Here is an 11,476-nt window from a genome sequence, read left to right as displayed (position 1 = left end):
CGCCCGGTTAGCCCGCCCGCCGGAGGAAATACAAACCACCCCCCGCCGGTGGCCCTGTTGCGTGCGGTGGGGGGGGGGGGCCGGTTTTAGAAAAATTTATTTTGTGGGCCCGCCCGGGCGCGCCCCCCGGGCCCAACAAATTGTTGAGGGGGTGCGGCGCCCCCCCCCCCCACTACCGTTATTTGCGTTCCAGCACCAGCAACGGGTCGATGCGGGTGTCGAACCAGTTCATGCCCCAGTGCAGGTGCGGGCCGGTGGCACGGCCGGTGGCGCCGACGGCAGCGATCACCTGGCCCTGCTCCACACGGTCGCCAACTTTTACGTCGATGCGCGAAAGGTGCAGGAAATTGGAACTGACCCCGAAGCCGTGGTCGAGCAGCAGCGTGCCACCGGTCAGGTACAGGTCCGGACCGGCGAAGGTCACGATGCCGGCCGCCGGCGCCTTCACCGGGGTGCCGGTCGGCACCGCGATGTCCATGCCGGAGTGACCGGCCCCCGGCTGCCCGTTGTAGACGCGTGCATTGCCGAAGCGGCCGCTGATGCGGCCCTGTACCGGCCAGATGAAGGTCTGGGTGAAGTCGGTGCGGTCGTCATCGCGGGCACGTGCGGCGGTCACCTGCGCCTGTTCGCGCTTGATCCGCTCGGCGATCGCCGCCGGCGGATTGACCGTCTTCGGTGGCACCCCGTTGACCCGCTCGGTGGGCCAGTCGCGCGGCGTCACCGCAATGGTCGCGGTCTCGCTGCCACCATCGGGGCGTTGCACCTGTACGCGCAGCGGACCCTTCTCGTCGCGGCCGATGCCGAACACCACGCTGCCGTAGCCGCTCACCCGCAGCTGGCGGCCGGCGTACTGCACGCGACTGCCTGCGGGCACCTTGCCGATCACCAGCGCGCCCTGCGAGGCACTGGCCGGGAACACCACGCGGCTGTCGATCAGGCTGCCAATGCCATCCTGCGCGTTGGCCGAAGATGTGCAGAGCAGGGGCGCGGCCAGCAGCAGCGCCCCGATCATCAGTGCCGAACGCATCAGCGGTCGTAGGTCATGCGCTGGCCGGCGGGCTCACCCACCAGCTTGCTGCCGTCCCACACCAGCTGGCCGTTGACCCAGGTGGAGGCGATGCGCGAGCGGAAAGTGGTGCCTTCGAACGGCGACCAGCCGCACTTGGACAGCACGTCCTCGCGCTTGACGGTGAACGGCACGTCCTCCACCAGCACCAGGTCGGCAAAGTAGCCTTCGCGCAGGAAGCCGCGTCCTTCCACGTCGAACAGCTGCGCCGGCGCATGTGCGAATTTCTGCACCACCTGCTCGCGGGTCAGCTTGCCTTCGTGCACCCGCTCCAGCGCGGCCACCAGCGCGTACTGCACCAGCGGCAGGCCCGACGGCGCCTGCGCGTAGGGCTTCTGCTTCTCTTCCCAGGTATGTGGCGCGTGGTCGGTGGCCAGCACGTCCAGCACGTCATCGGCCAAGGCAGCGGTGATTGCCTCGCGGTCGGACACTTCCTTGATCGCCGGGTTGCATTTGATCAGGTTGCCCTTGGTCGCGTAGTCCGGGCGCGCGAAGTGCAGGAAGTGCACGCAGGTTTCGGCGGTGATCTGCTTGCGGCTGCCATCGGCGCGGATCAGCGGGCCCTTCTCGAACAGCGCCAGCTCATCGGCGGTGGAGATGTGCAGTACGTGCAGGCGGGTGCCGTGCTTGCGTGCCAGCGACATTGCCAGGCGGGTCGACTTGATGCAGGCTTCGCGCGAACGGATGTCCGGGTGCATGTCCGGGGTCAGCGCATCGCCGTACTTTTCCTGGAAGGCCTTGAGGTTGGCATCGATCATCGGCGTGTCTTCGCAGTGCGTGATGATCGGGGTCGGGCATTCGCGGAAGATCGCGTCCAGCGTTTCCGGGTTGTCGACCAGCATGTTGCCGGTCGAAGCACCCATGAACACCTTCACGCCCGGGGCCTTCTTCGGGTCCAGGGCACGGATCGCGTCCAGGTTGTCATTGCTGGCACCGTGGTAGAAACCGTAGTTGGCCCAGGCGCGGCCGCGCGCGAGCTCGTACTTGGCTTCCAGGATGGTTGAATCCAGCGTCGGCGGGTTGGTGTTGGGCATGTCCATGAAGCTGGTCAGGCCACCGGCCACGGCGGCCGCCGATTCGCTGGCGATGTCGCCCTTGTGGGTCAGGCCCGGTTCGCGGAAGTGCACCTGGTCATCGATCATGCCGGGCAGCAGCCAGCGCCCGGCCGCGTCCACCACCTGCTCGCCGTCGCGCGGCGCGAGCCCGCTGCCGATCTGCGCGATGCGGCCGTTCTCGATGCGCAGGTCACCATCGAAGGTGCGGCCTTCGTTGACCATGCGGGCGTTGGTGATGAGGGTGGAGGACATGTCAGTGTTTTCCTGTGCAACGGCAAGAGGGGGCGTTGGGGGACTCGGGCACGGGATCGAAGCCGCCGGGATGGAACGGATGGCAGCGGCCCAGCCGGCGCGCAGCCAACCAGCTGCCGCGCAGCGGGCCGTGCCGCGAGATGGCGTCCATCGCGTATTCAGAACAGCTCGGCACGAAACGGCAGCGCGGCCCCAGCAGGGGGCTGATGAAGCGCTTGTAGAAGCGCAGCAGGGCAATGAGCAGGCGCGAGATCACCCAGTCATCTTATGCCAGTTGGCATGAAGGACGCATTTGTGCAGGATGGGGCGTTGGTCGCATGTCGCCGATGGCCTGCGACCGGTACCAGCACCGTCGGGTGCTGGCCAGGTTCCGTACCGCGCAAGGCGGTCCGTGTTCGTCGGACTGCCCTCCAGGGCGCCTTGGCTCCAGGACTGAATGGAGCAGGGTGCCGAGGTTGCTGCTGCGGGTCGGGTAGGCTATAAAGGCCCGCTTTCCCGGGCCCCGGGAAATCCAAGGAAGAGCGTTTCGTGGCTGCTAAAAAAACTGCAAAGAAGGCCGCAACGGCCGCCAAGAAAACCGCCAAGCCTGTTGTGAAGAAGTTGGCGGCAAAGCCCGTTGCCAAGAAGCCGGCCAGCAAGCCGGCGACCAAGGCAGCGTCCTCGCAACCGGCGGCCAGGAAGGCCACCGCAAAGAAAACGCCGGTCAAGGCAACCAAGCCGGTGGCGAAGAAGGCCGCTGCGCCCGCCAAGGCCAAGCCAGCCGCCGCCAGCAAGAAGGCGCCGGTGAAGAAGACCGTCAGCAAGGCCGCGCCGGTGAAGAAGGCCGCCGCCAAGCCGGTGGTCAAGAAGGCCGCCGCCAAGCCAGCGCCGAAGGCGGTGGTGAAGAAGGCTGCAGCCAAGCCGGTCGCCAAGCCCGTAGCAAAGAAGGTCGCTGCGGCTAAACCGGCCGCCACGCCCGCCGCTGTAAAGAAGGTTGCCAAGAACGTTGCCGCGCCGGCCGCAAAGCCGACCCCGGCCCCAGTAGTGAAGTCCGCACCGAAGCCTGCTGCCAAGCCGGCTCCGGCCAAGCCTGTCCCGGCCAAGACCGTGGCAGTGGCGGCAGCCCAGCCGGCCTCAACGCCGGCCCCGGCCGCCGCTCCTGTCGCTTCGAAGGCCCCGCAATCCAAGAATCCCGTGCCCGTTTCGAAATCGCCTGCCAAAACCGCCGTGAAATCCGATTCCGCCCCGAAGACCGTGTCGCGCCCTGTCGGCAAGGTTGCCGTGGCCGTCGCCGCCCGCTCGGCAGCACCGGCCCCGCGCAGCAAGTACAAGGTGGTCGAGTACAAGACCGACGAGGCCACTGGCCGCCCGATCCTGCCGGCTGGCTACAAGCCGTCCTCGGAAGAGGAATACATGAGCCCGCTGCAGCAGGAGTATTTCCGCCAGCGCCTGCAGAACTGGCGCGCGGACCTGGTGGAAGAGTCCAAGCAGACCATCGAGAACCTGCGCGAGGAAGTGCGTGACATCGGCGACGAAGCCGAGCGTGCGACCCGCGAGACCGAGAACTCGCTGGAACTGCGTACCCGCGACCGCTACCGCAAGCTGATCGGCAAGATCGACAGCACCCTGAAGCGCCTGGAAGCAGGCGACTACGGCTACTGCGTCGACACCGGCGAAGAAATCGGCCTGGAGCGCCTGGAAGCGCGCCTCACCGCAGAGCGCACCATCGACGCCCAGGAGCGTTGGGAGCACCTGCAGAAGCAGCAGGGCGACTGATTCCAGTTCGTTGTCTGGTCATGCGAAAAACCCGGCTTCGGCCGGGTTTTTTGTTGGGTTCGTGTTGGCTGCGTAGGGCGGCGCCTTGCGGGTATCGGCGTGAGCCTGCGGGTGGGTCCGGGCAGGACAGGCTGCAAGTACATCCCTGTAAGCTCGGCCGCGGCATCCATGCCGCGGACGGTCCTGCCCGGACCCTCCCGCAGGCTCTCGACGGTTTCCTGCGTGCGCGGCCGATGTAGAGCCGAGCCCACGCTCTGCTCAGGCCGAAGCCGGAGGGCAAGGAAGAGCAAAAGCAAAAGCAGAAGCAGCCAAGCATGGCTTGGCTCCACCAGGAGCGGTCATGCGTGCGCTCGCGGCTGTTGGGTCCGCCTTGTAGCGAGCCGAGCACCGCAGGGGAGTCAGGGGCGAAGAGGCCGCTCGATCCTGTAGAGCCGACTGCTAGTCGGCTGGCTCTCCGCGCCGTCCCCTGATTCGCCGAGGAGCGCAGGGCACCGGCGCGCAGCGCCGGCTCGCGGATGGCGGCGTGTTTCTTTGGTGACTTTCTTTGCACGAGGAAAGAAAGGCACACCCCGCCGCGGTCGCGGAAGTAGCCCGCCGGGCGCGGCCCGGCGCAACCGCTGCGTGGGCGCACGGAAATACGCAGCCGAGCATGGGCTCGGCTCTACAGGTTCACTGCAGGTCGCGAAGATTCAGTTTCCGCAGCGTTGGGTTCTTCCACGCGGTGATCCCGGCCACGCTCAGCACCGCGAATCCGCCCAGCACCACCGCCGGCACCAGGCCGAGCAGCTTCGCCATCGTGCCGGCATAGAACGCGCCCAGCTCGTTGGACGAACTGATGAAGATGCCGTTGATCGACGATACGCGACCGCGCATCTCTTCCGGCGTAGCCAACTGCAGGATGGTCGAGCGGATCACCACCGAGACGCCATCGAACGCGCCGTAGAACAGCAGGATCAGCGCCGACAGCCAGAAATGCTGCGACAAACCGAAGCTGATCACGCACAGGCCGAAGCCGGCCACCGCGAACAGCAGGACGCGGCCGGCATTGCGCTGCAGCGGGTGGCGCGCCAGCCACAGGCCCACGCACACCGAGCCCAGCGCCGGCATCGCGCGCAGGATGCCCAGGCCTTCCGGGCCGTGGTGCAGGATCTCGTGCAGGAACGCCGGCAGCATCGCTACCACGCCGCCCAGCAGCACCGAGAACATGTCCAGCGCCATCGCGCCGACCATGATCCGGTTGCCGACCACGAAGCGCGCGCCTTCGGCGATGCTCTTGAAGATCGGTGCGGCCGGACCGGTATGCACCGGTTCTTCCACCTTCAGCGTGGCCAGGCAGGCCATCGCCACCAGCGCAAAGGCCGTAGCCACCGCGTAGGACAGGCCCTTGCCACCGAAGCCGACCAGCACGCCACCCAGTGCCGGGCCGGCGATCATGCCGGCCTGGAACACCACCGCGCCCAGGCCGGCGCCACGGGCGAACTGGTCACGGGCCAGCACGCGGGCGAACAAGGCGTTGTAGATCGGCGACAGGAAGGCGCGGACCATGCCGGTCAGCGCGATGGCCGCATAGATCGGCCACACGCCGTCAATCGGCAGCCAGCCCATGGCTACGCTGGTCAATACCAGTGCAGTGGCGATCAGCCCGCAACAGGCGACCATGCCCAGCCGACGGCGCGGCAGGTGATCCACCAGGTAACCGGCGAACGGAGCCACGCAGAAGAACGGCACGACCTCGGCCAGGCCGATCAGGCCCAGCGAGAACGGATTGCGGGTGACTTCGTAGATGTGCCAGCCGACAGTGACCGCGACCACCTGGTAGGACAGCATCGCGAAGATGCGGTAGGCCAGCAGCCTGGCGAAACCGGGGCGGGACAGCAGGCCCAGTGCACTGTCTTCGGCTGTGGCGGGTTCGCTCACGACGGGTCGCGCTGCAGCTGCGCCTGCGCCGTCTCGCGGATGAAGGCCAGCATCGCCGCCACACCATTGCTGCGGGTGGGCGAGAGGTGGCGGGCCAGGCCGATGTCCTGGATGTAGCTCGGCTCGGTGTCCAGGATCTCCTGCGCCGAGCGCCCGGAGTACACGCGCAGCGCCAGGAAGATCAGGCCGGAGACAATCGCCGAATCGCTGATGGCATGGAAGCGCAGCGACTGCGCGTTGCCATCGGGCACGATCCAGACCATCGACTGGCAGCCGAGCAGGCGATGCTCTTCGGTCTTCCATTCTTCCGGGAAGGGCGGCAGCTTGCGGCCGAGGTCGATCAGGTACTGGTAGCGCTCGGACCAGTCGCCGAAGAAGCCGAATTCCTCGGCGATGGCGGCCTGGGCCTCGGCGGCGGTGGGTTCAAGCGGGAACGGGGAGTCGGTCACAACAGTCTCTACGGTGGGGGCGTGGCCGGCGGACCGGCCACGGGGCAGGGCAGGTCAGCTGCGCTTGCGCGACCAGCGAACGCCCTGCGGGGTGTCATCCAGCACGATGCCTTCGGCGGCCAGCTGGTCGCGGATGGCGTCGGCACGGGCGAAATCGCGTGCCTTCTTGGCCGCGGCGCGCTCGTCGATCAGGCCCTGGACGCGGGCATCGTCGTCCTCGTCGCCCGCTGCGGTGCCGAACCACTGCGCCGGGTCGGCCTGCAGCAGGCCCAGCACCAGGCCCGCACCGAGCAGCTCGCCCTTCAGGCGTGCCTGTTCGGCCGGGTCGGTGGCACGACGCGCGTCGGCGGCGATGCGGGCCACTTCGGCCAGCGCCTGGGGTGTGTTGAGATCGTCGTCCAGGGTCGCTTCGACGCTGGCGGGGATCACTGCCGTGGCCTCGATCGACGCCAGTTCGCGCAGGGTGCCGTACAGGCGGTCCAGGGTGCGCACCGATTGTTCGATCAGCGCATCAGACCAGTCCAGCGGCTGCCGGTAGTGGGCCGACAGCAGGGCCAGGCGCAGCGCCTCCGGCGGATGCTGGCGGACCAGGTCGTGTACGCGCTCGATGTTGCCCAGCGACTTGCTCATCTTGGCGCCGCCGAAGTTGAGCATGCCGTTGTGCAGCCAGAAACGGGCGAAGATCCTACCTCCGTGGGCGCATTCGCTCTGCGCGATCTCGTTCTCGTGGTGCGGGAACTGCAGGTCGACGCCGCCGGCGTGGATGTCGATGGTCTCGCCCAGGTGGGCTGCGGCCATCGCCGAGCATTCGATATGCCAGCCCGGACGACCCCGGCCCCACGGCGATTCCCAGCCGGGCAGGTCGTCGCTGGACGGCTTCCACAGCACGAAATCACCCGGGTCGCGCTTGTACGGGGCCACGTCGACACGGGCACCGGCCAGCATTTCTTCCGGGTCACGGCGCGAGAGCTTGCCGTAGCCGTTGAAGCTGGCGACCGCGAACAGTACGTGACCCTCGGCGGCGTAGGCATGACCATTGGCGATCAGCTGCTCGATCATGGTGATGATCTGCGGCATGTGCGCGGTCACCTCCGGCTCGATGTCCGGCGGCACCACGCCCAGCGCGGCCATGTCTTCACGGTAGGCGGCGGCGAACTTGCCGGTGATGGTGCTGATCGGCACGCCCTGCTCGCGCGCAGCGGCGTTGATCTTGTCGTCCACGTCGGTGATGTTGCGGGCGTAGCGCAGCGCGCCGAAACGGCGCCGCAGCAGATCGGCCAGCACCCCGAACACCACTGGGCCACGGGCGTTGCCGATGTGCACGTAGTTGTAGACCGTGGGGCCGCACACATACAGGGTCGGACAGGCCGGGTCGAGCGGAGTGAACGGTTCGAGCTGGCGAGTCAGGTTGTTGTGCAGGCGCAGGGTCATGGGGCTGTGGCTGGGGGACAAGCCTGTGATTTTAGAACGTGTCGGCCCCCTTTGGGGGCACTGGCTGCCACCGGTGGACGCCGGGTCCATCCTGGGTGGGGTGGGCAGGAGCAGCGTGGACGGGTAATGTTCAGCCCCTTGCGCTCGCCACTGCCTACACTATTGCCGTGTCCTTGCTCCCGTCGCCAATGAAATCCACCGCGTTGCTGACCCTGGCCTGCCTGTCGGCGCTGCCCGCCGTGGTGCTGGCCCAGGAGACCGAGCCCCGCAACCGGGTGGTGATCGTGGAGAACGTGAAGTTCGACTACGCCCAGGTGCTGAACGTCGAGCCGGTGTTCCAGACCCTGCGCGCGACCCGCACCGAGGTGCACTGCGAGCCGGTGTCGACACGGACCCTGGCCCCGGTGAACGTGACCGGCGAGGAGCCGGTCGAGGACAAGGGCCGGATCAGCCGCTTCTGGGATTCGGTGCGCTCGATGTTCAAGCGCAGCGACGAGGAGCCCTCCGAAGAGGCCGGCCCCGAAACGCCGGCCCCAGCGCCTGCCAACAATGGCCCGATGCTGACCCGCGACTGCCGCATCGTGCCGGTGGGGCGTGAATTCCGCCGGCCCATCGCCTACGACGTGGACTACGTCTACAAGGGCACCAAGTATCGGTCGCGGCTGCCGGAAGACCCGGGCAACCGGCTCAAGATCCGGGTGTTGATCACCCCCTGGGTCGGTCCGGAGCAGGGCGCCGCCGGCAATCCCTGATTCTGCGACCCCGGCCCCTTGCGCCGGTCACGGCCGCATGCAAAGATATTCGGCCATGAAGCTCACCGACTTCCAGCACGACAGCAGCGCAGCCCGACAGGCGTCTGGCATGACCTCGCGTGCGCGTCGACCGGAACCCCACATTCTCGCTGGGTAACCGGAGCTTTTTGCTGTTCGTCCGAAAAAAACCCAGCCCGCCGGCTGGGTTTTTTCGTTTCCGCGTTCTGAAAGCTGCAACTGCAACCTTTTCGTTTCACCTTTGCTTCCTGTTTTCCCTTCCACCGCGTCGAACCCGGCGCCGCCACGCAAGGAAAGATGATGTCCCCCAAGCACTTCCTGAACACCCAGGACTGGAGCCGCAGCGATCTCGACGCGCTGCTGACCCAGGCCGCGCTGTTCAAGCGCAACAAGCTCGGCGACCAGCTCAAGGGCAAGTCGATCGCGCTGGTGTTCTTCAACCCTTCCATGCGTACCCGCACCAGCTTCGAACTGGGCGCATTCCAGCTCGGTGCCCACGCGGTGGTGCTGCAGCCGGGCAAGGATGCGTGGCCGATCGAGTTCAACCTCGGCACGGTGATGGACGGCGATACCGAAGAGCACATCGCTGAGGTGGCCAAGGTGCTGGGCCGTTACTGCGACGTCATCGCCGTGCGCGCGTTCCCCAAGTTCTTCGACTGGGCCTACGACCGCCAGGACATCGTCCTCAACAGCTTCGCCAAGTACTCGCCGGTGCCGGTCATCAACATGGAGACCATCACCCATCCGTGCCAGGAGCTGGCCCACATCATGGCGCTGCAGGAGCACTTCGGTACCCAGGACCTGCGCGGCAAGAAGTACGTGCTGACCTGGACCTACCACCCCAAGCCGCTGAACACCGCCGTGGCCAACTCGGCGCTGACCATCGCCACCCGCATGGGCATGGACGTGACCCTGCTGTGCCCGACCGCCGACTACATCCTCGACGAGCGCTACATGGGCTGGGCCGAGCAGAACGTGGCCGAGAGCGGCGGTTCGCTGAAGATCAGCCATGACATCGACAGCGCCTACGCCGGCGCCGACGTGGTCTACGCCAAGAGCTGGGGTGCGCTGCCGTTCTTCGGCAACTGGGAACCGGAAAAGCCGATCCGCGACCAGTTCAAGCACTTCATCGTGGACGAGCGGAAGATGGCGCTGACCAACAACGGGGTGTTCAGCCACTGCCTGCCGCTGCGCCGCAACGTGAAAGCCACCGATGCGGTGATGGATTCGCCGCAGTGCATCGCCATCAACGAAGCCGAGAACCGCCTGCACGTGCAGAAGGCGATCATGGCCGCCGTTGCCGGGCGCTGATCCAACACTTCAGCCGACCAGCGGTCGGCTCTACCGAATTCCCATCCCCCAAGTGGACCTGATCCCCATGAGCAACAAAGACGTCGTTCTCGCCTTCTCCGGCGGCCTGGATACCAGCTTCTGCGTGCCCTACCTGCAGGAGCGTGGCTACAACGTGCACACCGTGTTCGCCGACACCGGCGGCGTGGATGATGAAGAGCGCGATTTCATCGAGAAGCGTGCCGCCGAGCTGGGCGTGACCAGCCATGTCACCGTCAATGGTGGCCCGGCCATCTGGGAAGGCTTCGTCAAGCCGTTCGTGTGGGCCGGCGAAGGCTACCAGGGCCAGTACCCGCTGCTGGTCTCGGACCGCTACCTGATCGTCGATGCCGCGCTGAAGCGTGCTGCCGAGCTGGGTACCCACATCATCGCCCACGGCTGCACCGGCATGGGCAATGACCAGGTCCGCTTCGACCTGGCCGTGAAGGCGCTGGGTGACTACCAGATCATCGCGCCGATCCGCGAGATCCAGAAGGAACACACCCAGACCCGCGCCTACGAGCAGAAGTACCTGGAAGAGCGCGGCTTCGGCGTGCGCGCCAAGCAGCAGGCCTACACCATCAACGAGAACCTGCTGGGCGTGACCATGTCCGGCGGCGAGATCGACCGTTGGGAAGCCCCGGGCGAAGGTGCGCGTGGCTGGTGCTCGCCGCGCAGCGAGTGGCCGGAACAAGCGCTGACGGTCACCCTGAAGTTCGTCGAAGGCGAAGCGGTTGAACTGAACGGCAAGGCGCTGCCGGGCGACCAGATCCTGGCCCAGCTCAACAAGCTGTTTGCCCCGTACGGTGTTGGCCGCGGCGTCTACACCGGCGACACCGTGATCGGTCTGAAGGGTCGCATCGTGTTCGAGGCCCCGGGCCTGGTCTCGCTGCTGGCCGCGCACCGCGCGCTGGAAGATGCCGTACTGACCAAGCAGCAGAACCGCTTCAAGCCGGACGTGGCACGCAAGTGGGTGGAGCTGGTGTACGAAGGCTTCTACCACGACCCGCTGAAGACCGACATCGAAGCCTTCCTGAAGTCCTCGCAGGCCAAGGTCAACGGCGAAGTGGTGCTGGAAACCCGCGGTGGCCGCGTCGACGCGGTGGCGGTGAAGTCGCCGCACCTGCTCAACACCAAGGGTGCCACCTACGCACAGTCGGCCGACTGGGGCGTGGAAGAGGCTGAAGGCTTCATCAAGCTGTTCGGCATGAGTTCGACTGTCTATGCGCAGGTCAATCGCGGTTGACCTGTGACGGGGGCGCCGGCCGCTGGCCGGCGCCTCGCAGCGTCAATGGAAGGTAGTGCCGGCCCGGGGGCCCCCCCTGGCCCCGGTGGATAAAATCGCCCCCCCCCCCCCCCCCCCCCAAACGAATTTCAAAACAAAACTAAATAAAAAAAAAACATTAAAAAAACCCAGCCAACAAGCACCCGCACCTGTCAATATTAAAACAG

Annotated in this window: 10 protein-coding genes; 4 read left to right on the top strand and 6 right to left on the bottom strand. The window is 66.6% G+C overall.

The window, feature by feature from the left end; translation table 11 throughout:
• Nucleotides 1-178: 178 nt before the first annotated feature.
• From WDC87_RS15735 to yidD, 3 genes are read right to left on the bottom strand one after another with little or no spacing between them, the layout of a single operon-like run.
• Entirely contained in the window at nucleotides 179-1,027 is an 849-nt protein-coding gene (locus WDC87_RS15735) for a M23 family metallopeptidase (protein ID WP_072168400.1), read from the bottom strand.
• Nucleotides 1,027-2,373, bottom strand: a complete 1,347-nt coding sequence (locus WDC87_RS15730; RefSeq protein ID WP_252745223.1) for a dihydroorotase — start codon at nucleotides 2,371-2,373, stop codon at nucleotides 1,027-1,029. Before WDC87_RS15730 ends, WDC87_RS15735 begins: the two co-directional genes overlap by 1 nt.
• Before the next feature lies 1 nt (nucleotide 2,374).
• Nucleotides 2,375-2,629 (bottom strand): membrane protein insertion efficiency factor YidD, encoded by a 255-nt coding sequence (gene yidD / locus WDC87_RS15725; RefSeq protein WP_014037867.1) that lies wholly within the window; start codon nucleotides 2,627-2,629, stop codon nucleotides 2,375-2,377.
• A 272-nt stretch (nucleotides 2,630-2,901) separates the two neighbouring features.
• Here yidD and dksA point away from each other — a divergent pair, with 272 nt between their 5' ends.
• Nucleotides 2,902-4,128 carry an RNA polymerase-binding protein DksA gene (dksA, locus tag WDC87_RS15720; protein WP_072168399.1) on the top strand — a complete coding sequence of 409 codons (1,227 nt, stop codon included), beginning with the start codon at nucleotides 2,902-2,904 and terminating at the stop codon, nucleotides 4,126-4,128.
• A 669-nt stretch (nucleotides 4,129-4,797) separates the two neighbouring features.
• Here the strand turns inward: dksA and WDC87_RS15715 are convergent.
• Genes WDC87_RS15715 through cysS form a run of 3 tightly spaced genes read right to left on the bottom strand, consistent with a single transcriptional unit; the run spans nucleotide 4,798 to nucleotide 7,925 of the window.
• Nucleotides 4,798-6,045, bottom strand: coding sequence for an MFS transporter (locus tag WDC87_RS15715; protein ID WP_072168398.1), 1,248 nt, complete (start codon nucleotides 6,043-6,045; stop codon nucleotides 4,798-4,800).
• Nucleotides 6,042-6,494, bottom strand: coding sequence for a SufE family protein (locus WDC87_RS15710; RefSeq protein WP_095378134.1), 453 nt, complete (start codon nucleotides 6,492-6,494; stop codon nucleotides 6,042-6,044). The genes WDC87_RS15715 and WDC87_RS15710 overlap by 4 nt, the downstream gene beginning before the upstream one ends.
• A 54-nt stretch (nucleotides 6,495-6,548) precedes the next feature.
• Nucleotides 6,549-7,925 (bottom strand): cysteine--tRNA ligase, encoded by a 1,377-nt coding sequence (cysS, locus tag WDC87_RS15705; protein WP_072168397.1) that lies wholly within the window; start codon nucleotides 7,923-7,925, stop codon nucleotides 6,549-6,551.
• Between the two features lie 188 nt (nucleotides 7,926-8,113).
• Here cysS and WDC87_RS15700 point away from each other — a divergent pair, with 188 nt between their 5' ends.
• The 3 genes from WDC87_RS15700 to WDC87_RS15690 all read left to right on the top strand — a co-directional run bounded on the left by WDC87_RS15700 (nucleotide 8,114) and on the right by WDC87_RS15690 (nucleotide 11,270).
• Complete coding sequence (locus WDC87_RS15700) at nucleotides 8,114-8,677, top strand: hypothetical protein (protein ID WP_252745293.1); 564 nt, start codon at nucleotides 8,114-8,116, stop codon at nucleotides 8,675-8,677.
• A 318-nt stretch (nucleotides 8,678-8,995) separates the two neighbouring features.
• Nucleotides 8,996-10,006 (top strand): N-acetylornithine carbamoyltransferase, encoded by a 1,011-nt coding sequence (locus tag WDC87_RS15695; RefSeq protein ID WP_088497656.1) that lies wholly within the window; start codon nucleotides 8,996-8,998, stop codon nucleotides 10,004-10,006.
• Between the two features lie 67 nt (nucleotides 10,007-10,073).
• Entirely contained in the window at nucleotides 10,074-11,270 is a 1,197-nt protein-coding gene (locus tag WDC87_RS15690) for an argininosuccinate synthase (protein ID WP_072168394.1), read from the top strand.
• The last annotated feature ends 206 nt before the right edge of the window (nucleotides 11,271-11,476 follow it).

It is taken from the genome of Stenotrophomonas maltophilia group sp. Smal12, assembly GCF_037079935.1.
Taxonomy (GTDB): Bacteria; Pseudomonadota; Gammaproteobacteria; order Xanthomonadales; family Xanthomonadaceae; genus Stenotrophomonas; species Stenotrophomonas sepilia.
This window is presented reverse-complemented; position numbering and strand designations above follow the sequence as displayed.

Coding starts and splice junctions, on each gene's coding strand:
- cysS (WP_072168397.1), bottom strand. CDS start 7,925: ATGACCCTGCGCCTGCACAACAACCTGACTCGCCAGCTCGAACCGTTC.
- WDC87_RS15730 (WP_252745223.1), bottom strand. CDS start 2,373: ATGTCCTCCACCCTCATCACCAACGCCCGCATGGTCAACGAAGGCCGC.
- WDC87_RS15695 (WP_088497656.1), top strand. CDS start 8,996: ATGTCCCCCAAGCACTTCCTGAACACCCAGGACTGGAGCCGCAGCGAT.
- WDC87_RS15735 (WP_072168400.1), bottom strand. CDS start 1,027: ATGCGTTCGGCACTGATGATCGGGGCGCTGCTGCTGGCCGCGCCCCTG.
- WDC87_RS15700 (WP_252745293.1), top strand. CDS start 8,114: ATGAAATCCACCGCGTTGCTGACCCTGGCCTGCCTGTCGGCGCTGCCC.
- WDC87_RS15690 (WP_072168394.1), top strand. CDS start 10,074: ATGAGCAACAAAGACGTCGTTCTCGCCTTCTCCGGCGGCCTGGATACC.